The organism is Rhizobium sp. ERR 942, assembly GCF_007828395.1.
Lineage (GTDB): Bacteria > Pseudomonadota > Alphaproteobacteria > Rhizobiales > Rhizobiaceae > Rhizobium > Rhizobium dioscoreae.
This window is the reverse complement of sequence record NZ_VIUA01000003.1, coordinates 214,874-234,672: the sequence shown is the minus strand read 5'-3', so window position 1 is coordinate 234,672 and position 19,799 is coordinate 214,874. Positions and strand designations below refer to the sequence as shown.

22 protein-coding genes are annotated in these 19,799 nt (G+C 61.0%); 14 read left to right on the top strand and 8 right to left on the bottom strand.

Annotated features, from left to right (window positions below; translation table 11 throughout):
• Positions 1-16: 16 nt before the first annotated feature.
• Positions 17-325: a hypothetical protein gene (locus FBZ97_RS13770; protein WP_246661766.1), complete on the bottom strand. Its 309-nt coding sequence runs from the start codon at positions 323-325 to the stop codon at positions 17-19.
• Between the two features lie 76 nt (positions 326-401).
• On the opposite strand from FBZ97_RS13770, the gene FBZ97_RS13765 reads away from it, so the two are divergent.
• The 4 genes from FBZ97_RS13765 to FBZ97_RS13750 are packed head-to-tail and all read left to right on the top strand — an operon-like array spanning position 402 to position 2,785.
• Entirely contained in the window at positions 402-761 is a 360-nt protein-coding gene (locus FBZ97_RS13765; protein WP_145320648.1) for a YciI family protein, read from the top strand.
• Between the two features lie 10 nt (positions 762-771).
• The gene (locus FBZ97_RS13760) at positions 772-1,134 is read left to right on the top strand and encodes a YciI family protein (RefSeq protein WP_113330852.1); all 363 of its coding nucleotides are present in this window, start codon (positions 772-774) and stop codon (positions 1,132-1,134) included.
• Positions 1,135-1,151: 17 nt separating this feature from the next.
• Positions 1,152-1,529 carry a YciI family protein gene (locus FBZ97_RS13755; RefSeq protein WP_113330833.1) on the top strand — a complete coding sequence of 126 codons (378 nt, stop codon included), beginning with the start codon at positions 1,152-1,154 and terminating at the stop codon, positions 1,527-1,529.
• Positions 1,530-1,540: 11 nt separating this feature from the next.
• The gene (locus FBZ97_RS13750) at positions 1,541-2,785 is read left to right on the top strand and encodes an RNA polymerase sigma factor (RefSeq protein ID WP_186449504.1); all 1,245 of its coding nucleotides are present in this window, start codon (positions 1,541-1,543) and stop codon (positions 2,783-2,785) included.
• A gap of 16 nt (positions 2,786-2,801) precedes the next feature.
• Here the strand turns inward: FBZ97_RS13750 and FBZ97_RS13745 are convergent, their stop codons facing one another.
• Complete coding sequence (locus tag FBZ97_RS13745; RefSeq protein ID WP_145320653.1) at positions 2,802-3,770, bottom strand: lysylphosphatidylglycerol synthase domain-containing protein; 969 nt, start codon at positions 3,768-3,770, stop codon at positions 2,802-2,804.
• 96 nt (positions 3,771-3,866) lie between these two features.
• Between FBZ97_RS13745 and FBZ97_RS13740 the strand changes: the two genes are divergently transcribed.
• Entirely contained in the window at positions 3,867-4,886 is a 1,020-nt protein-coding gene (locus FBZ97_RS13740; RefSeq protein ID WP_173002505.1) for a glycosyltransferase family 2 protein, read from the top strand.
• A 50-nt stretch (positions 4,887-4,936) separates the two neighbouring features.
• Entirely contained in the window at positions 4,937-5,557 is a 621-nt protein-coding gene (locus tag FBZ97_RS13735; RefSeq protein WP_246661765.1) for an NUDIX hydrolase, read from the top strand.
• On the opposite strand, the gene FBZ97_RS13730 is transcribed toward FBZ97_RS13735, so the two are convergent.
• Positions 5,558-6,925: an aspartate aminotransferase family protein gene (locus FBZ97_RS13730; protein ID WP_145320655.1), complete on the bottom strand. Its 1,368-nt coding sequence runs from the start codon at positions 6,923-6,925 to the stop codon at positions 5,558-5,560.
• Between the two features lie 287 nt (positions 6,926-7,212).
• On the opposite strand from FBZ97_RS13730, the gene FBZ97_RS13725 reads away from it, so the two are divergent.
• Positions 7,213-8,553, top strand: a complete 1,341-nt coding sequence (locus tag FBZ97_RS13725) for a glutamine synthetase family protein (RefSeq protein WP_145320657.1) — start codon at positions 7,213-7,215, stop codon at positions 8,551-8,553.
• A gap of 5 nt (positions 8,554-8,558) precedes the next feature.
• On the opposite strand, the gene FBZ97_RS13720 is transcribed toward FBZ97_RS13725, so the two are convergent.
• Positions 8,559-9,506, bottom strand: a complete 948-nt coding sequence (locus tag FBZ97_RS13720; protein WP_145320659.1) for a diacylglycerol kinase family protein — start codon at positions 9,504-9,506, stop codon at positions 8,559-8,561.
• Between the two features lie 321 nt (positions 9,507-9,827).
• Between FBZ97_RS13720 and FBZ97_RS13715 the strand changes: the two genes are divergently transcribed.
• A complete protein-coding gene (locus tag FBZ97_RS13715; RefSeq protein ID WP_145320661.1) occupies positions 9,828-11,045 on the top strand; it encodes an MFS transporter in 1,218 nt (405 codons plus the stop codon).
• On the opposite strand, the gene FBZ97_RS13710 is transcribed toward FBZ97_RS13715, so the two are convergent.
• Positions 11,010-11,414, bottom strand: coding sequence for a helix-turn-helix domain-containing protein (locus FBZ97_RS13710; protein WP_069616108.1), 405 nt, complete (start codon positions 11,412-11,414; stop codon positions 11,010-11,012). The two genes, FBZ97_RS13715 and FBZ97_RS13710, sit on opposite strands and share 36 nt — an antisense overlap.
• Before the next feature lie 105 nt (positions 11,415-11,519).
• On the opposite strand from FBZ97_RS13710, the gene FBZ97_RS13705 reads away from it, so the two are divergent.
• Both FBZ97_RS13705 and mgtE read left to right on the top strand, forming a co-directional pair.
• Positions 11,520-12,533 carry a zinc-binding alcohol dehydrogenase family protein gene (locus tag FBZ97_RS13705; RefSeq protein ID WP_113330824.1) on the top strand — a complete coding sequence of 338 codons (1,014 nt, stop codon included), beginning with the start codon at positions 11,520-11,522 and terminating at the stop codon, positions 12,531-12,533.
• A 354-nt stretch (positions 12,534-12,887) separates the two neighbouring features.
• Positions 12,888-14,261 (top strand): magnesium transporter, encoded by a 1,374-nt coding sequence (gene mgtE / locus FBZ97_RS13700; RefSeq protein ID WP_113330823.1) that lies wholly within the window; start codon positions 12,888-12,890, stop codon positions 14,259-14,261.
• A gap of 65 nt (positions 14,262-14,326) precedes the next feature.
• On the opposite strand, the gene FBZ97_RS13695 is transcribed toward mgtE, so the two are convergent.
• On the bottom strand, positions 14,327-14,800 hold the full coding sequence (locus FBZ97_RS13695) for an Lrp/AsnC family transcriptional regulator (protein ID WP_112724385.1): 474 nt from the start codon (positions 14,798-14,800) through the stop codon (positions 14,327-14,329).
• 144 nt (positions 14,801-14,944) lie between these two features.
• Between FBZ97_RS13695 and FBZ97_RS13690 the strand changes: the two genes are divergently transcribed.
• The 3 genes from FBZ97_RS13690 (at position 14,945) to FBZ97_RS13680 (ending at position 16,509) form a co-directional block, all read left to right on the top strand.
• Positions 14,945-15,847, top strand: coding sequence for a DMT family transporter (locus FBZ97_RS13690; protein ID WP_113330851.1), 903 nt, complete (start codon positions 14,945-14,947; stop codon positions 15,845-15,847).
• Between the two features lie 102 nt (positions 15,848-15,949).
• Positions 15,950-16,147 (top strand): type II toxin-antitoxin system VapB family antitoxin, encoded by a 198-nt coding sequence (locus FBZ97_RS13685; protein WP_069616104.1) that lies wholly within the window; start codon positions 15,950-15,952, stop codon positions 16,145-16,147.
• On the top strand, positions 16,144-16,509 hold the full coding sequence (locus FBZ97_RS13680; protein ID WP_113354039.1) for a type II toxin-antitoxin system VapC family toxin: 366 nt from the start codon (positions 16,144-16,146) through the stop codon (positions 16,507-16,509). Before FBZ97_RS13685 ends, FBZ97_RS13680 begins: the two co-directional genes overlap by 4 nt.
• Position 16,510: 1 nt before the next feature.
• Here FBZ97_RS13680 and FBZ97_RS13675 read toward each other — a convergent pair whose 3' ends face one another.
• Together FBZ97_RS13675 and FBZ97_RS13670 are read right to left on the bottom strand one after the other, a co-directional pair.
• Positions 16,511-17,038, bottom strand: a complete 528-nt coding sequence (locus FBZ97_RS13675) for a GNAT family N-acetyltransferase (protein ID WP_113390327.1) — start codon at positions 17,036-17,038, stop codon at positions 16,511-16,513.
• 6 nt (positions 17,039-17,044) lie between these two features.
• Positions 17,045-18,709, bottom strand: a complete 1,665-nt coding sequence (locus tag FBZ97_RS13670; RefSeq protein WP_145320663.1) for an electron transfer flavoprotein-ubiquinone oxidoreductase — start codon at positions 18,707-18,709, stop codon at positions 17,045-17,047.
• A gap of 292 nt (positions 18,710-19,001) precedes the next feature.
• On the opposite strand from FBZ97_RS13670, the gene FBZ97_RS13665 reads away from it, so the two are divergent.
• Positions 19,002-19,790: an SDR family oxidoreductase gene (locus FBZ97_RS13665; protein WP_145320665.1), complete on the top strand. Its 789-nt coding sequence runs from the start codon at positions 19,002-19,004 to the stop codon at positions 19,788-19,790.
• Positions 19,791-19,799: the final 9 nt, after the last annotated feature.

Genomic DNA, 19,799 nt, shown 5'->3' with positions numbered 1-19,799 from the left:
GCAATAGGGTTTCGCCCTATTGCCCATCTGAAGACAACGACTGCGCCTGGTAAGCGGCCGCGACTTGCGGCCGTTCGTCGTTTGGCGCTGCCCACAAATTCAGTCCAAGGATCATCACGGCAAAAATGGCAAATCCGATTGCCGTGCGAGCAATCACTTCGCCGGGATTTGACATTTGAAAGATCTCTTCGTCCGACAGGGTCTTCTTCTGCCAATGGTAGATGAGAGCTGCTTCGAGGTTGTACATGTCCGTTTCTCCTTTTGAGATGACGGAACTGGTCGAGCGGACCTGAGCTTTTTCGACAGCATCGAAAATTTTTGTCATGCTGCTGATCGGGATGTCGATTTGCTTGGCGGCCGCTCGTCTATGGCTGTCAGCAAATTGAAGAGGAGACGCTGCGATGAAATATCTCTGCCAGGTCTGGTTCGATGGCACGAGGCTCGACCTCATGACCAAGGAGGAAAAGCAAAAGCTCGATGCCGATTCGCTGGGCTATGATCGCGATCTGATGGCGAGCGGCAATATGATCCAGGCTAAAGCGCTGCAGTCGCCAAAGTCTGCGGTAACGGTGCGGGTCCGCAATGGGGAGACGGCGGTGACGGACGGCCCCTTCATCGAAACCAAGGAACATCTTGGCGGCTTCATCCTGATTGAGGCGAAGGATCTGAACGATGCGATCCGGATTGCGGCGGGCATTCCGCTCGCCAAGCTCGGCGCGATCGAAGTGCGGCCGATCCATAACTTCGGCCCGGATGCTTGAGGAGGTTCAGATGAAATTTCTTTGCCAGGTATGGTTCGAGAGCGCGGAAATCGCCAAGCTTTCCGAGGAGGAAGGGCGCAAGCTGACCCAGGATTCGGTCGATAGCGACAACCGGCTGCGCGAGAGCGGGCACCTCATCGTCGCCAATGCACTGCGCGAACCGGAAACTGCGAAAACCGTTCGCGTGCGCAGGGGCGAAACCGCCGTGACGGACGGCCCTTTCACTGAAATGAAAGAGCATCTCGGCGGCTTCGTTCTGATCGAGGCCCGGGACATGGAGGAAGCGACGGCGATCGCCGCCACCTTCCCGGTTGCGCGCTACGGCATGATCGAGGTTCGCGCCGCCTTCGACATCCGCTTTCCGAACGAATAGCAGCGAGAGGAGAAGACATGCGGTTTCTATGCCTGATCTACACGACGGTCGATGTCGACGGACGATTGACGCCAAACGAGATGAACCATCTGATCGCCGAGCACTTCATCTTTGATGAGGGCTTGCGGCGGGACGGCACCATGATCGTTTCCGATGCGCTGGCGCTTCGAGACAAATCGATCGTCATCCGTCCGGACGGTGACACATTTTCGGTAACGGACGGGCCGTTCGCGGAGACGAAGGAGCATCTGGCCGGCTTCTACCTCATCGAAGCTCCCGATCTTGAGGAAGCAGTCGGGATCGCCAAGCGCATTCCCTCGGCGCGTTACGGCGCCGTCGAAATCCGCCCTGTGCGTATCTTGACCCTGCGGGGGGACTTGGCGGAGACATCCTGACATCCATGTCGCTGAACCGAACCATCGAAAGCATCTACCGCAGCCACTCGCGCCGCGTGCTGGCAACGCTGATCCGTCTGCTCGGTGATTTCGACCGCGCCGAGGAAGCGCTCCACGATGCTTTCGCGGCGGCGGCGCAGCAGTGGACTAACGAGACGATCCCGGCCAATCCCTATGCTTGGCTCGTTTCCGCCGGACGCTTTCGCGCCATCGACCATATCAGGCGGCGCGCGCGCTTTGACACCGCCCGCTCCGATATTGCCGAGAGCCTTTATCCGGAGGGCGAGGCGATGGAGATCGCCGAACATGAAGAGATCGAGGACGACATGCTGCGGCTGATCTTCACCTGCTGCCATCCGCTTATTCCTGCCGAGGCACGGATGGCGATGGCGTTGCGGGAGGTATGCGGGCTGACCACGGAAGAGATCGCCCATGCCTTTCTGATTCCGGCCCCGACAGTCGCCCAGCGCATCGTCCGCGCCAAGAACCGCATACGCACCGCCAACATTCCCTACGAGGTGCCTGATAAGACCGAACTGCCGGAGCGGCTGGCGCAGGTGCTGCATGTCATCTACCTCGTTTTCAACGAGGGCTACTCGGCCTCCTCCGGCTCTGCGATCGTGCGCGCCGATCTGGCCGCGGAGGCCATACGGCTCGGCAGGCTTTTGCTGCAGCTATTGCCGGATTCGGAAGTCGAGGGGCTACTGGCAATCATGCTGCTGCAGGATTCGCGGCGGCATGCGCGTACCGATACCTCCGGCGATCTCGTTCTGCTCGTCGATCAGGATCGTGCGCTGTGGGATCATGGCCAGATACGCGAGGGCCTGCAGCTGTCGGCGCGGGCCATGTCAGCGGAGAGCGTCGGCAGCTATGCCCTGCAGGCCGCGATCGCGGCGGAACATGCACGCGCCGTAACCGCCGACGACACCGACTGGCGACAGTTGGTGACACTTTACGACCTGCTGCTGATCGCAAGCCCATCCCCTGTGATCGAGCTCAATCGGGCGGTGGCCATCTCCATGCGCGACGGGCCTGCGATGGCATTGTCGATCGTCGACGGGCTGTTGCGGGAGGAGCGTATGGCACGGTATCATCTCACCCATGCGGCGAAGGCGGATTTCCTGCGCCAGCTTGGCCGGACGGACGAGGCGCGGCAATCCTACCAAACGGCGCTATCGCTCTGTCAGCAGGCGCCGGAGCAGGCCTTCTTGCGCAGGCGATTGACCGAGCTTGACGATAAGACGACCCGGCATTAAGGCGCGTCGTGATCTTTCAGGGCGCAGTTGCGCGCTTGCGTGAGACCAGCAATCCGATCGCGGTTCCTGTTAGCGCCGATACCACGATCAGAAGGTGAGCATTGATGCTGGCCTGCGCGAGATTTTCGATTGCCTCTTTTGCACTCGAAGCACCAAAGGCCATGGCACCGGCGGTAATGCCGGCCGGATAGGTGCCTACGCCTCCGGGTGCATGCACGGGCAGGACTGAGGATAGTTCGCCGCCGAGTGCGCCACCGAAGCTTGCCGAAAGTGGCGTGACGTTCATGAGGCCGAGCGCCCAAGCGAGCACCACGACCTTGACGAGCCAGTTGACGATGGTCGTCAGCCAGGCGCGCGCAAAGGCGCTGGCATCAACCGGCAGACCGCGTTCCAGCTCATGCACAAGCCCTTGCGCCTTCTTCGGCAGGATGCGGGCGGCAAGGCGGATTAGCGGTCGCCGGGAAGCGAAACCCGCGACCGGCAGCAGCAGGAAAGCCGCCCATACGATCCAGGCCAGGACATGATAGGGCGAAGCAAGTGCAAGGCCGACGCCGGCCGCGGCCAGCAGCGCATGCAGGTCGAGCAGCCGCATGACGAACAGCGCCGAGGTGCCGCGGGCCAGTGGAATTCCGAATTCGGAGCGCATCAGCACCGGGAAGCTGGTTTCCCCCGTTCGGAACGGCATCATGATATTCAGCAGATTATGAACCTGCGTCACGCGAAACAGCGCCGCAAAACGGCCCGAGGTTTCCTTCGGGAAGTAATCGTAGATGCGCCATGTGCGCAGGAAATAGGTGCTTGTCAGAAGTGCTAGCGCCAGAAGGATCGGCAGCGCGCCGACCTTGCTCCATTGCGCCAGGATCGAGCTCCAGCCCCAAAACCATTCGATGAAGGCGGCGTAGGCAAGGACGACCGCGAGCGTCAAGAGCGTCATTCGGTTGCGAATAAACCAATTCTGTCGGCTGGCAACCGTCGGAGTCTTCATGTAGTTAGGGCACCCAAATGCGAGCGGAAGGCTGAAACCGGACTTTTCGCTCGTTCCGTCCGGCAGGTACTGCCGGTCTTTTAGGAGAAAGAAGTGTTGCAGACAACGGCAGAGTCGACCCTCCCCCAGGCCGATCCGGCAAGCCCTCTCGAGCTTTCGCTGGTCGTGCCCGTCTTCAACGAGGAAGAAAGCGTCGGACCGCTGATCGAGCGCATCTGTTCCGCCATGGCAGGATTTGCCAAATCCTGGGAACTGATCCTGGTCGACGACGGCAGCACGGACGCGACGCTCGTCAATGCCCGCCGGTCGCTTTCGCAGGAAGGGCTGACGCTGCGCATTGTCGAGCTTCAGCGCAATTTCGGCCAGACGGCCGCCATGCAGGCCGGCATCGATGCGGCGAACGGCCGCCTCATCGCCACCATGGATGGGGACCTGCAGAATGACCCGAAGGACATTCCTTCCATGGTCGAGGAACTGGAGCGACGCCAGCTCGATCTGCTCGTCGGCTGGCGCAAGAACCGCCAGGACGGCCTGCTACTGCGCAAGATCCCCTCCTGGTGCGCCAACTACCTGATCGGCCGCATCACCGGCGTCAAGCTGCACGACTATGGCTGCAGCCTGAAGATCTATCGCTCCTCCATCATCAAGCAGGTGAAGCTGATGGGCGAAATGCATCGCTTCATCCCCGCCTGGGTCGCCGGCGTCGTGCCGAGCTCACGGATCGGCGAAGTCCCGGTCACTCACCATGCCCGCCAGCACGGCACGTCGAAATACGGGATCTCCCGCACCTTCCGCGTCATCCTCGATCTGCTGTCCGTAATGTTTTTCATGCGCTACAAGGCGCGGCCAGGGCATTTCTTCGGCTCGCTCGGCCTCGGCCTCGGTGCGCTTGCCGGCTTGATCCTGCTCTGGCTCTTCATCGACAAGTTCATCTTCGGCGATGATATCGGCAGCCGCCCGCTGCTGATGGTCGGTGTCGTGCTGCTCCTGTCGTCGGTGCAGATGATCACGACAGGCATCCTCGCCGAAATGATCGCCCGCATCTATTATCGCGACGATCTCTCGCCGAACTATATCGTGCGCAAGATCTTCGATCGAGATCATCAAGATGCCTAGGCATCCTTTGCCTGAGTATGGGCCTATCTGAAACAGGGACTGAACCACGCGTGAGCCAGAAAGACGATATCGTAAGCTTGGTGTCGGACACGGTGGATCTTCCGCCCTGGCAGACGACGAGCTCGACGCATCTGTTTCATGATCGCTGGCTGAAGGTTCGCGCCGACAACTGCGTGACGGCGGAGGGCGTGGAAATTGCGCCCTACTACGTATTGGAATATCCCGATTGGGTCGAGATCATCGCGCTCGATGCCGAGGATCACATCTATCTCGTCCAGCAGTATCGTCACGGGCTCGGCGTCGTGGCGCTCGAGCTCCCCGGCGGAGCGGTGGATGCGAGCGATGCAAGCCCAGTCGAGGCGGCCGCGCGCGAATTGCGGGAGGAAACAGGGCTCTCGTCGACTGACTGGGACTATGTCGGCAAGCTCGCGCCCAATCCGGCGACGCATACCAACCTCGCGCATATCGTCATCGCCCGCAATGTCGAGCTTACCACCAGGCCGGCGGACGACCCGACCGAGCGCATTCGCCTGATCCGCCTGCCGATCCGGCAGGCGATCGAACTGGCACTGGAAGGCAAGATGATCCAGGTCATCCATGTTGCGGCACTGACCCTTGCCCTTCACAAGGCAGGCAAATGGGACGTGCCTGCGCCATCAGGCAAGCTCTAGTTACGACTTCACTTCTGCCCAGACGGCATCGAGCGCGCCGCGCGTGATGCGCACCATGGCATCCACTTCCTCGTGGCTGATGACGAGCGGCGGCGAGGCCAGCATGCGGTCGCCCGTGGCGCGCAGCACCAGGCCGTTCGCCAAAGCATGGTTGCGAACAGCGGAGCCGATTGCATCCGGCTTTTCAAAGCGGCGGCGTGTCGATTTCTCCGCCGCAAGCTGCAGGCCGCCCATGAGGCCAATGCTGACGGCTTCGCCGACCATGTCGTGATCGGCAAGGCTGCCCCAAGCCTTGGCGAAGTAAGGGCCGATATCGTCGCGCACACGCTCGATCAGCTTTTCTTCTTCGATGATCCGTAGATTTTCGAGGGCGGCGGCCGCACAAACGGGGTGGCCGGAATAGGTGAAGCCATGATTGAATTCGCCGACTTCGTTGATCAGCACATCGGCGATGCGATCGCTGACGAGCACGCCGCCGATCGGCAAGTAGCCTGATGACAATCCCTTGGCGATCGGGGCCAGATCCGGCTCGACGCCGAAATGCTGATGGCCGAACCATGCGCCGAGACGACCGAAGCCGCAGATCACTTCATCGCAGACGAGCAGGATGTTCCTTACCTTGCAGATGCGGGCAATCTCGGGCCAATAGGTCAAAGGCGGAATGATAACGCCGCCGGCACCCTGAACCGGCTCGGCGACGAAAGCCGCGACATTATCCTCACCCAACTCATCGATCTTGGCTTCAAGCTCGCGAGCCATCTTCAGGCCGAATTCCTCCGGCGAGAGATCGCCGCCCTCGGCATACCAATAGGGCTGGCCGATATGAACGACGCCTGGGATCGGCAAATCGCCCTGCTCGTGCATGTATTTCATGCCGCCCATGCTGGCGCCGGCGACCGTGGAGCCGTGATAGCCGTTCTTACGGGCAATGATGGTCTTCTTCGTCGGCTTGCCTACAGCCCCCCAATAGACCCTCGCCATGCGGAACCAGGTATCGTTAGCCTCGGAGCCGGAATTGGTGAAGAAGACATGGTTGAACTGCGGCCCGGCATGGGCGCAGACCTTTTCGGCAAGCAGCGTCGCGGGTGTCGTGGTGGTGCCGAAGAAGGTATTGTAATAGGGCAGCTCGTTCATCTGCCTGGCGACGGCATCGGCGATTTCGGTGCGGCCGTAGCCGATGTTCACGCACCAGAGACCGGCAAAGCCATCCAGGTACTTCCGTCCTTCCGCATCGAAAATATAGACGCCATCACCGCGCTGGATGACGCGCGCACCTTCGGCATTGAGCTTGCGCATATCCGCGAAGGGATGGAGGTGATGGGCGGCATCGAGGGCGGCGAGATTGGAGCGGCTTGGCGTGTCGGACATGGTTGAATGGAACCCTGTTTGAATTTCGGCTGGTCAGGCAAATCTACGGACGCTGAGATTATGTGCATGGTCCCTCATCCCAGCCCTCTCCCCGTCAAACGGGGAGAGGGGGTTATCCTGCCCATGCCGCTACGTGCGAGGCTGAGCATCAGAAAGTCCCCTCTCCCCGCACATGCGGGGAGAGGGCTAGGGTGAGGGACCGGGCACGAAACCGCTACGCAGCCACACTTGACTGAAAGCTATCTTGGTTTACGACCATGCCGTGAGCATGGGGGATTTACAAGAGCATGGCGGCCGACAACGCAACCGAAGGTAACGCGCGCATCGAAGTGCTGATTTCGGACATGAACGGCCGGCTGCGCGGCAAGCAGATACCGATTTCAGCCGAAAAGAAGGTCTGGTCCGGTGCCGTACGGCTGCCGACTTCGACACAATCGCTCGATATCTGGGGCTATGACAATGACGAATTTACCGGCCTTTCAATGACGATCGGAGATCCCGACGGAACCTGCGTTGCCGACCAGCGTACGCTCGCCGACATGCCTTGGGCACCAGCGGGATCGAAGCAGGTGCTCGCCACCATGCATGAGCTCGATGGCCGCCCGAGCTTCCAGGACCCGCGTGCCATTCTTGCCGCCGTCGTTGATCGCTACAAGGCGCTTGGCCTGACGCCCGTCATCGCGACCGAGCTGGAATTCTACCTTCTGGCCGGAGACTGGCGCGACAAAGGCATCCCGTCGCCGCCGCCGGCCCTGACCTACCGGGGCGAACCGAACGGCTTTCAGCTTTACGACATGGATGCCGTCGATCTCCTTGATGGCTATCTTGAAACCTTGCGTGCCTATGCGCGGGCTCAAGAGTTGCCGGCGGACGCAACGACGGCGGAATTCGGCCCCGGCCAGTTCGAAGTGAACCTTCTGCATCGCCCGGATGCGCTGGCCGCTGCAGATGATTGCATCATGCTGAAGCGCGTGGCCGAGCAGGCGGCGCGCAAGCACGGCTTGAAATCGACCTGCATGGCCAAGCCCTATACAGACCATGCCGGCTCGGGACTGCACGTGCATGCGAGTATAATCGACGCTCAAGGGCGCAATGTCCTCGATGCAGCTGGCGGCGAGCCGAAGAGACTGAAGTCGATCTGCGCAGGGCTGCTGCAGACGCTGCAGGACGCGCAGCTGATCTTTGCGCCCTATGCCAATTCCTACCGCCGCTTCCAACCAGGCTCCTTTGCCCCCGTCGATCTCACCTGGGGCTTCGGCCATCGCGGCACGGCTGTGCGCATTCCCGAAAAGGACGGGCCGGGTGCACGCATCGAGCACCGTGTCGCCGGTGCGGATGCCAATCCCTATCTCATGCTGGCGGCAATCCTCGGCGGCATGCTGCTCGGCGTGCAGAACGACCTCGATCCCGGTGAGGAGACGACGCCGGCTTATGTGCCGGCCGACGCGCCCAAGCTGACGCATGATTTCCTGACGGCCGTCGAGTGCTTCCGAGCATCAGCCTTCATCGCCGACATTTTCGGTGAGCGATATCAGAAGCTCTACGGCGAGACGAAGCATAAGGAAGCGCTCGGCTATCTGCGCACGGTTTCCGATTTTGATTACAGGACCTACCTGCCGCGCCTCTGAATCCGTCAAAGGGCTAGGCTATCGACGGCACCCTCGCTCTGGACACGCGCGGCGGTCCCTTCACGGACCATCACCTTGAGCTCGCCCGGATGCACCTTGAGCGTCACATCACGCTCGAGGGGCAGCAACTCGCCATCCATGACGCAGTGAGCAAGCTGGCGCAGCTTCGGAAAGTGCAGATGCACTTCCGGCGCATGCATGACCATAACATCGGCGTTCTCGCGAACCCGGCCGCGCAGCATGTCGATGGCAAGACGGGCGACACCGAGCGGCCGCAGGGGCTTTGCCGTGTAAAAGCCCAGTTCGCCGCTGCGCAGGCTGTCGGCGTAAAGCAGCGCATTGGCGCCAAAGGGATTGTTCGAAACCGAGATCGCCGAGACATGCCGGCGCTCACGAATGCCGCCGGCCTCGAAGTCGACGTCGAATTCCGGGGGATTGGCAATGACGCCGAAAGCAGCCCGCGTGCTGGCCGACATCTTTCCGATGCGCGAGCGATAGGTGTAGCCATTGCGATAGCGCACCATGCGCGCATGCAGGCCTGCCGAGAACTGATGCACGAAGGCGCGTCCGTTAGCGCTGCCGATATCGACATTGTCGACCTCGCCTGTCGCCAGCACGCTCAACGTCTGCCAGATGTCCAGCGGCAGCCGTAACGAACGGGCAAAGAGGTTCATGGTGCCGGCCGGAATCACGCCGAGCGCGACGCCATTCTTCCAGGCGATGGCGGCAGCGGTCGAAATCGTGCCATCGCCGCCGCCGGCGACAATGCCGTCAATATCGTCACGGCGCGCCGCGCGTTCCATCGCCGCCACGATGTTGCGTCCCTCCACGACCACGGCTTCGAAATCATGACCGGCGTCGCGGAAGACCTGTTCCGCTTTCCTTTCATAGGCAGCCATGTCGGTCGTGCGGAACGTTCCGCCATCGCGATTGAAAAAGCCGATCAACTTCATCGGGGGGCTCTCGGTCTTCCCGCAAACTATATTTCTGAAGGGCTAAGGCCCCGTGCGCTTCTTCTCAGATGGTTTTGGATGGAATGATTTCAAGCACTGCGGCCGTTTCGCCCGGTCGCCGCGGCGCACTTATGCACGATCGGACATGCTGCACTGCGAAAAATGCACGCGACAGGAACATTGCTCTCATTGATAGTATCAACGAGGGTGTGTCCATACCCGCCTGTCCCTTATTCCATTTTGATGCACTGAGCGCCGAATGCCGGGATTTGCCGCCTGATTCGCGGCGCTTGACCTTCGTGTGCCGCCCAAGGAGTTTTCGTGAGCGATATTACCGCCGAGGTCCTCGATACCCAAACCACCCTCGAAGCACCGTCGCGCACCGCGATCGCGCTGGTGACTTTGGCGCTGGCCGTCGGCAGCTTCGGTATCGGCACGGGCGAATTCGTCATCATGGGACTCTTACCGAATGTAGCCGACACCTTCGGCGTTACCACTCCGGAAGCAGGTCATGTGATCAGCGCCTATGCGCTCGGCGTCGTCGTCGGTGCACCAATCATCGCCGTGCTCGCCGCAAAGATGGCGCGCCGCACGCTGCTCCTCCTGATGATGGCGATCTTTGCCGCCGGCAATATTTCCAGCGCCTTCGCACCCACTTTCGAAAGCTTCACGGCACTGCGCTTCATCACCGGCCTGCCGCATGGCGCCTATTTCGGCGTTGCCGCGCTCGTAGCTGCCTCCATGGTGCCGGTCCATCGCCGCGTGCGCGCCGTCGGGCAGGTGATGCTCGGCCTCACGATCGCGACGCTGATCGGCACACCGATCGCGACTTTCCTCGGGCAGCTTCTGAATTGGCGCGCAGCCTTCATGATGGTCGGCGCTATCGGCCTTGCCACCATGTTGCTGATCGCCCTCTTCCTCCCAAAGGACAAGGTTGAGGAAGGCGCCAGCATTACGCGCGAGCTCGGCGCGCTGAAGCGCATTCAGGTCTGGCTTTCGCTTGGAGTCGCCGCTGTCGGCTTCGGCGGCATGTTCTCGATCTTCAGCTATGTGGCTACGACGACCACAGAGGTCGCCGGCCTCGGCTCCGCCATGGTGCCGGTCGTGCTGGCTCTCTTCGGCATCGGCATGAATGTCGGTAACATCGTCGGCTCTCGCCTTGGCGATATATCGATCAAAGGAACGATCGGCGGCATGATGATCTTCAACATCGTCATCATGACGCTCTTCTCGCTGACGGCGGCCAACCCGATCATGCTCTGCATTTGCGTTTTCCTGATCGGCTGCGGCTTTGCTGCCTGCCCCGCCGTACAGACCCGGCTGATGGATGTGGCTGCCGACGCACAGACGCTGGCCGCCGCCTCCAATCATTCCGCCTTCAATATCGCCAATGCGCTCGGCGCCTGGCTTGGCGGGCTGGTGATCTCCTGGGGCTTTACGGCGGCTGCAACTGGCTATGTCGGCGCGGTACTTTCCGTTGCAGGCCTCGCCGTCTTCGCCGTTTCAGTTGGCCTGGAGCGCCGCACCGGGCGTGCATGACATGCCAGGGGCGCCCAGCTGCTGGCGCCCGTCGCGGCAAAATACATTCTCCTCGCCCCAAACGGCCATTGCCTTGATGATCGGCCCAAGGCTGGCGCCAAGCGGCGTCAGCGCATAATCGACGCGCGGCGGCACGACCGGAAAGACAGTGCGTGATAGCAGCCCGGATTCTTCCAATTCCCGTAATTGCTTGGTCAACATGCGCTGCGTTACCGACGGCAGCTTGCGGCGGATTTCGTTGAAGCGCAGCGTTCCATCCATCAGGTGAAACAGGATCACGCCCTTCCATTTGCCGTCGAGCACGCTCAGCGTCGCCTCGACCGGGCATCCGGGGAAATTGCCGACAAGCTTGGAGCGGGGAACCGACATTTGACAGTATCCTTTTTGTATCTACGTACAGAAAATGTGCATTCTTGCGCCTTTTCAGGATAATGCGCATCTAGCCTCTGTGCAACCAACCCAGGAGCTTCTCCCATGCGCGCAGTCGCCTACAAGCAGCCACAACCTATCTCCGCAGAAACATCCCTGATCGACATCGAACTGCCGATGCCCGAGGCAGAGGGTCATGATCTGCTCGTCGAAGTGAAGGCCGTTTCCGTCAATCCGGTCGATGTCAAGGTCCGCGCCAGCGTCGCCCCGCCCGAGGGTGAATACAAGGTCGTCGGCTGGGATGCTGCCGGCATCGTCAAGGCGGTTGGCCCCGATGTCACCATGTTCAAGCCGGGAGACGAAGTCTTCTATGCGGGCGCCATCAATCGCGGCGGCTCCAATGCCGAATTCCATCTGGTCGACGAGCGCATCGTCGGCGCCAAGCCAAAGAGTCTCGATTTTCCGGCGGCCGCCGCGCTGCCGCTGACCTCGATCACGGCCTACGAGACACTCTTCGATCGGCTGAAGGTGCAGGATCCGGTTCCCGGCGCCGCCAATGCCATCCTTATCATCGGCGGAGCCGGCGGGGTTGGATCGATCGCCATCCAGATTGCACGCGCGCTGACCGATCTCACCATCATCGCTACGGCATCCCGGCCGGAAACACAGGCTTGGGTGAAGGAATTGGGCGCGCACCATGTCATCGACCACTCGAAACCACTTGCGCCGCAGATCGAAGCGCTCGGCATCGGTGCTCCGGCCTTCGTCTTCTCTACGACCAACACGTCTGATCATGTCGACTCGATCGTCGAAGCCATTGCGCCGCAAGGCCGCTTCGCCCTGATCGATGACCCGAAAACCCTTGATGTCGTGCCCTTCAAGCGCAAGGCGGTATCAACCCATTGGGAGCTGATGTTCACTCGTCCGCTCTTCAACACCGCCGACATGATCGAGCAGCACAAGCTGCTGACGAAGATCGCCGAACTGGTGGATTCCGGCAAGATTCGCTCGACCCTGACGGAGACCGCAGGCGCGATCAACGCCGCCAATCTCAAGAAGGCGCATGCCCTCGTCGAGACCGGCAAGATGAAGGGCAAGGTCGTTCTGGCGGGCTTCTGAGCAGCCAATATCCGCGACAGATCAGGCCGGGCGAATGTCGTCCGGCCGCTTTGTTTTAACGCATTTGCATCAGGTTTTGTTGCATCGCAAAAATTTGCAGCCGCCTAAACAAATTTTTATCGCAGGATCGAGCATTTAGGCGTGTCCGCCTCTTGACTTTTCATGCCTTCGGCGCGACTTCTCCGCACGTGGGGAACAGCGTTTTCCATACCGATTAACCGGAGCCATCTTTCGATGCCTAGCGACAGTAGTAGTCGATTGCCTTTGCCGTCAGTAGCATTCGTGCACTAACCGACTCCTGTCGGCTCGCCACGATCCGCTACGACGGCGGATCGACCGGAAAGGCGAGCTATAATGAACATCAACAGCTTTCCCGCGCGGGCCGGCAATGCCGCTCGTGCATTCATCAATAATAATCGCGCCGTCACCATTGCGGAACGCGTCGAGGCTCTGAACGCAACGGACGTAGCGGAGGCTGCCCGCATTCTCGCCAAAATGCCGGAAGAGCGCGCCGTGCGCATTCTCGACCGGCCGGAGCTGCGCAACGCACCCGCCATTCTCGAAGTCATGGGCAACGCAGATGCCGCGCGCCTGCTGCATGGCATGTCCAACGACCGCGTCGCCGACGTGCTGCTCGAAATGGATGTCGACGCGCGCGCCCGGCTGTTCGCGACCTTTGACGAGCATGCAAGGCAGGCGATCCAGGGCCTGATGGGCTATCCGCCGCGCACGGCCGGCGGCATCATGACGACGGAATTCGTCAGCGTTTTCGCGAGCTGGACGGTCGCCCAGACGCTCGATCACGTTCGCCAGGTCGAGCGCTCCCGCGAAACGGTCTATGCCATCTATGTGCTCGATGACGAGACGCATGTGCTGCTGCACGTCGTGACGCTGCGCCGCCTCATCACCGGCGAGCCCGATGCCTGTATCCTGACGGTGGCCCAGAAAGGCGTGCCGGTTACGGCACCGCCGCTAATGAAGCAGGAGGATGTCGCGCGCCTGATCCGCCGTCACGATCTTCTGGCGCTGCCTGTCGTCGACGACAAGGGCCATATGCTCGGCATCGTCACTGTCGATGACGTCATCGATACGATGATCGCCGATACGACCGAGGACGCCCAGAAGTTCGGTGGTATGGAGGCCCTCGGCCAGCCCTATATGAAGATCAGCTTTGCGGGCATGATCCGCAAGCGCGCCGGCTGGCTTGCCGCCCTCTTCCTCGGCGAGATGTTGACCGCAAGCGCTATGCAGCACTTCGAAGGCGAGCTGGAAAAGGCCGTCGTGCTGACGCTCTTTATCCCGCTCATTATGAGCTCGGGCGGCAATTCCGGCTCACAGGCGACCTCGCTGATCATCCGGGCGCTGGCGCTCGGCGAGCTCAAGCTTTCGGACTGGTGGCGCGTGGCGTTCCGCGAACTGCCGACAGGCATCGTGCTCGGCGCGATCCTCGGCCTCGTCGGCTTTGCCCGCATCGTGCTCTGGCAGAATATCGGCCTCTTCGATTACGGCCCGCATTGGCAGCTGGTCGCTTTCACCGTCTTCGCGGCCCTGATCGGCATCGTCACCTTCGGCTCGCTTGCCGGCTCTATGCTGCCCTTCGTCCTGCAGAAGCTACGCCTCGATCCAGCCAGCGCATCGGCACCCTTCGTCGCGACGCTCGTCGATGTTACCGGCCTGGTGATCTACTTCTCGGTTGCCCTGCTGATCCTCAGCGGAACGATGCTCTGAGGATAATCAAATTCTCATGGCAAAGGGGCCGGCGACGGCCCTTTTTCATTTTTACTCCGGCTATTTCATTCAGGCTGTGGCAGTTTCAGAGCACCGTTGGTCTTGATCGTGCGAATCGCGAAGTTCGAGCGCAGATCGACCACGCCTGGAAGGACAAGCAGCTTTTCCGACATCACCTTCTCATAGGCGGCCAAATCCTCCACCACGACCTCAGCCAGGAAATCGGCCGTACCCGAAATCAGATGGCAGGCGACGACTTCCGGAATGGCGAGCAATGCTGCCTGCTGCGTCTCGGAATTCTCCTTCGAATGATGGCCGACCTTGAGTTCCACGAAGACCGTGAGACCGAGGCCGGCCTCCTTGCGGTCAATATCCGCGCGATAGCCGCGCAAAAGCCCGGATTTTTCCAGATTGCGAATGCGCCTGAGGCAAGGAGACGGCGAGAGATTTACCCGCTCGGCGATCTCGACATTGGTGGCGCGCGCATCCTCCTGAAGGCAGTTGAGGATCGCGATATCGAATTTATCCAGTTTTGGCATATTCGAGAAACTCTAATTTGCAAATTGGCAGTTTATTGCTGATAGCACGATTTTGGAGCCATAACTAGCAAGGACATGCCTCGGCCTTCGGGACTATCTTTTCCTCATTCGAAAGATAACCGGATCGCTGGAAAGGATATGTCGATGACCGCTTTGTCTCTCTCCACCCGCAAGGCAACCCCCACCATGGTCGGCTATGCCGGCGCCATCGTTACCGTCTTGATCTGGGCAAACTGGATTCTCGCAACCCGCCACACGGCCGAAACGCAGATGGGCACCATCGATCTCGGCCTGATCCGTTACGGCGTGCCGGCCCTGGTGCTCGCACCCGTCTGGTGGAAGACGGGCCTGCTGCCGAAGGGCGTGCCACTGAAACTGCTCGCGCTGATGGTCTGCGGTTCCGGCGCCCTCTTCTTCCAGCTGACCACGCTTGCCATCCAGTTCACGCCCGCCTCGTCTGCCGGCATCCTGCTCGGCGGCTCCATGCCGCTGGCAACTGCCCTGATTGGTGTGCTGTTGTTCCGCGAGCGGCTTGATATCACCCGCTGGCTCGGCCTTGGCGGCATCGTCGCCGGCGTCGTGATCCTCCTGGCACGCAGCCTCTATGGCGTGCAGATCTCCTGGGAGGGCTTTATCCTGCTGCCGCTGTCTGCCGTGCTCTGGGCAAGCTACACGCATGCCTTCCGCCGCTCCGGCCTGAGCGCCCTGCAGTCGAGCGCCATCATCGCCGTCTGGTCGTTCCTGATCCATGTCGGCCTGGCCGCCGTCTTCGGCAGCTCACTTGCCTCGGTGCCGCTGCCGGAAATCGGCCTGCAGATCGTCAGCCAGGGCCTGCTGTCTGGCCTTGCCGCCACCCTCGCCTATGGCCTCGCCGTCCAGGCTCTCGGTGGCACCCAAGCCGCAGCCTTCACCGCCATCACCCCCGTCCTTGCCACGATCGGCGGCGGCTTTCTGCTGGGCGAGGAAATCGGAATGGCCGGGATTGCCGCAGCGATCGTCACGGGGCTTGGGGTGGCACTTTCGACCGGGGTGCTGGCCCGGAAATAAGTCTTTCAACTGCAAGACAATGGATCGAAGGCTGCCATGTGCAACCCTCGGCATTGAAAGCAGCATCATCTGATGCTAATTTTGATGACAACGGAGATATCAATGCGCACCACCGTAGCCATCGACGATAAGTTGCTTGCGGATGCACGCGAGGTTACCGGTCTCGCCGAGACCTCGGCAATCCTGCGTGAAGCATTGAAAGCCCTTGTGGAACGGGAAGCCGCCAAAACGCTGATACGTCTCGGCGGCACCGAACCGAATATCACGGCTCCCCCTCGTCGTCAGTTTGGCGTCGAATGATCCTGGTCGATACGTCGATCTGGATCGATCACTTTCATACGCTGGAGGCGCGGCTTCAATCTCTGCTGGAGCAAAAACAAGTCGTCGTTCATCCCTTTGTCGTCGGTGAGATCAGCCTTGGCAATCTGCGGCAATATGATCTCGTGATAGGAAGCCTCCGTAGACTGCCTGCAATTGCGAGAGCCTCGGATGAGGACGTTCTTTATTTCATCCGAAGCAACAAACTGCAGGGTACCGGAATCGGCTATATCGATGCTCATCTCGCGGCCGCGACGATACTGGCGCCTGGAACCTATCTCTGGACGCGCGACAAACGGCTGCAACGTGTGGCCGAAAACCTCGGCATTGCCGCGCTGCTATAAATCAGAAGCGCAGCGCCATGGCCACGCGTCTGGCCGGATCAGCGCCGTGGTCAAATTCATTCTCCAGGATCTGCGTGAGAGCGGCCGACCTTTCTCCATCATCGAGGATTTGAAATCCTAAGGAGGCGTAGAATGGCGCGTTGAAGGCCACATGCCGGTCCGTCGTCAAAGTGACGCCAGTGGCCCCTTGCGCTCTCGCCGCCGCAATCGCAGCTTCCATCAGCCGACGCCCAACACCTCGCTTCTGCCAACGTCTAACGACATCGATTTCGGCGATGTAAACCGAGCTATCTTTCATAACGCCGGCCAAAAAGCCGAACGGCCGATCTTCATCGTCGACGGCAACGAACAGCAAGCCTTCCGCAAGGGATTGCTCCAACACGTCGAGAGGCAGGGACGTCGGCTCGCAAGCAACCGCGCCGGCCTCATGCAGAGCCCAGAAAGCATCGATCTCGATGGCAGCGAGCAGATGCAGTTCGCCGGCCCTGGCCGAACGGATCGTCCAGGCGCCCTGTTCGATCTCCGTCATCGCATCTCACATATTCGGATAGACCGGCCCTTCGCCGCCCTGCGGCGGCACCCAGTTGATGTTCTGGTTCGGGTCCTTGATATCGCAGGTCTTGCAGTGGACGCAGTTCTGGGCGTTGATGACGAAGGTATCCTTGCCGTCCTTCTCCACCCATTCATAGACGCCGGCCGGACAGTAGCGCGTTGACGGACCGGCATAGACATCGTGTTCCGAATTCTTCTGCAGTGCCATGTCCTTGACCTGCAGATGCACCGGCTGATCTTCCTCATGATTGGTGTTCGACAGGAACACCGAGGAGAGGCGGTCGAAGGTCAGGACGCCGTCCGGCTTCGGATAGTCGATCTTCTGGTGCTGTGCGGCGGGCTCCAGCGAGGCGGCATCCGTCTTGCCGTGCTTCAATGTGCCGAAGAAGGAGAAGCCGAAGAGCTGGTTCGTCCACATGTCGAGGCCGCCGAGCGCCACGCCGATCGCCGTGCCAAACTTCGACCACAGCGGCTTGACGTTCCGGACGCGCTTCAGGTCCTTGCCGATATCCGAAGAGCGCCACTCGTTCTCGATCTCAACCACCTCGTCATTGCCGCGGCCGGCGGCAATCGCCGCGGCGATCCTGTCGGCCGCCAGCATGCCCGACAGCACAGCATTGTGGCTGCCCTTGATCCGGGGAACGTTGACGAAGCCGGCTGAGCAGCCGATCAGCGCGCCGCCGGGGAAGGTGAGCTTCGGCACCGACTGATACCCGCCCTCGGTGATGGCGCGCGCGCCGTAGGAAATGCGCTTGCCGCCCTCGAAAGTGCCGCGGATGGCCGGATGCGTCTTGAAGCGCTGGAATTCCTCGAAGGGATAGAGATAGGGGTTCTTGTAATTGAGGTGCACGACGAAGCCGACGGCGACGAGATTGTCCTCCAGATGATAGAGGAACGAGCCGCCGCCCGTCTTCATGCCGAGAGGCCAGCCGAAGGAGTGCTGCACCAGGCCCTTCTTATGGTTCTCGCGCTTGACCTCCCAGAGCTCCTTGATGCCGATGCCGAATTTCGGCACGTCGCTGTTCCGCGCGAGATCGAACTTGGCAATCAGCTGCTTTGCGAGCGAGCCGCGCACGCCCTCGCCGATCAGCACATATTTGCCGAGCAGCGCCATGCCGCGGGTATAGTTCGGGCCGGGTTCGCCATTCTTCTCGATGCCCATGTCGCCGGTCGCGACGCCGATGACGGCGCCTTCGTCATTATAGAGCACTTCGGTCGCGGCAAAGCCGGGATAGATCTCGACGCCGAGTGCTTCGGCCTTCTCGGCCAGCCAGCGACAGACGTTGCCAAGCGAGACGATATAGTTGCCGTGATTGTTCATCAGCGGCGGCATCAGGAAATTCGGCAGGCGGACGGAGCCGGCAGGCCCCAGAAACAGGAAGTGGTCGCTCGTGACTTTGGTCTTGAAGGGATGCCCCTCCTCGTCACGCCAGCCCGGCAGCAGGCGGTCGATGCCGATCGGATCGACGACGGCGCCCGACAGGATATGCGCGCCAACCTCGGCCCCCTTCTCGAGCACGACGACGGTCAGATCGGGATTGATCTGCTTCAGCCGGATCGCCGCCGACAGGCCCGCTGGACCTGCGCCGACAATCACAACGTCGAATTCCATGCTCTCGCGTTCCGGCAGCTCGTTCGCGTCAGTCATTCATCTTCTCCGCTTGGCCGGCGTCCGATCATCCCGGATCGCAGCCTTGTCCCCTTGGGCGTCTTCCCCGTTTCGGTTATCTCTTGTCAAAATGGGAGGGGATTGTCGAGCCGGGAAGCGACAGGCAATCCCCCAATTTGCCCAACACGTAAAACAAGTTAAATGACCCTTACGTTAACGTCAATATTCTGATGGTATTTGCCATCAGTTGTGAAGTGTACCTTCCATAGTCGCCCGATGGCCCTCTATAAATGCCAATCAGACAATCCAAATAGCATGAAGGGTGATCAAGATGGATCTTCGTATTGGTGGGAAGCGCGCACTGGTGCTCGCCTCATCGAAGGGGCTGGGCCATGGCATCGCCGTGGCGCTTGCCCGCGAGGGCGTGAATGTCCTGCTCTGCGGCCGCAGCGGAGACCGGCTGGACAGCAATTGCAAGGCCATCAATGCCGAGGGCAAGGGCCGGGCCGACTGGATCTGGGCCGACCTCAACGACGAGAACTTCGTTGAGGTCGTCACCAAGGCTGCGACCGAGAAGCTCGGCGGCATCGACATCCTCGTCAACAATAGCGGTGGCCCGACTCCCGGCACGACGGAAGATATGACCGCCGACCGGCTGGAGACCTATTTCATCTCCATGGTGTCGCGGATCATTACCCTCACCAATGCGCTCTTGCCTGAGATGAAGGCACAGGGATGGGGACGCATCCTCACCGTCGCCTCCTCCGGCGTCATCGAGCCCATTCCTAACCTTGCGCTTTCCAACACGCTGCGCCCGGCGCTTGCGGGTTGGAGCAAGACGCTGGCCAGCGAAGTGGCGGCGTACGGCATTACCGTGAACATGCTTCTGCCAGGCAGCATCGCGACCGACCGGCTGGCGGAGCTCGATTCGGCCACGGCGAAACGCGGCGGCAGAAGCCTCGACGAGGTCAGCGCCGAGCGCCAACAGCGCATCCCCGCCGGCCGCTACGGCCGCGTCGAGGAATTCGCCGCCACCGCCGCCTTCCTTTGCAGCGAACCGGCGAGCTACGTGACGGGCACCATGGTCCGCTGCGATGGGGGAGCTGCTCGCTCCCTTTGAGATTGCCAC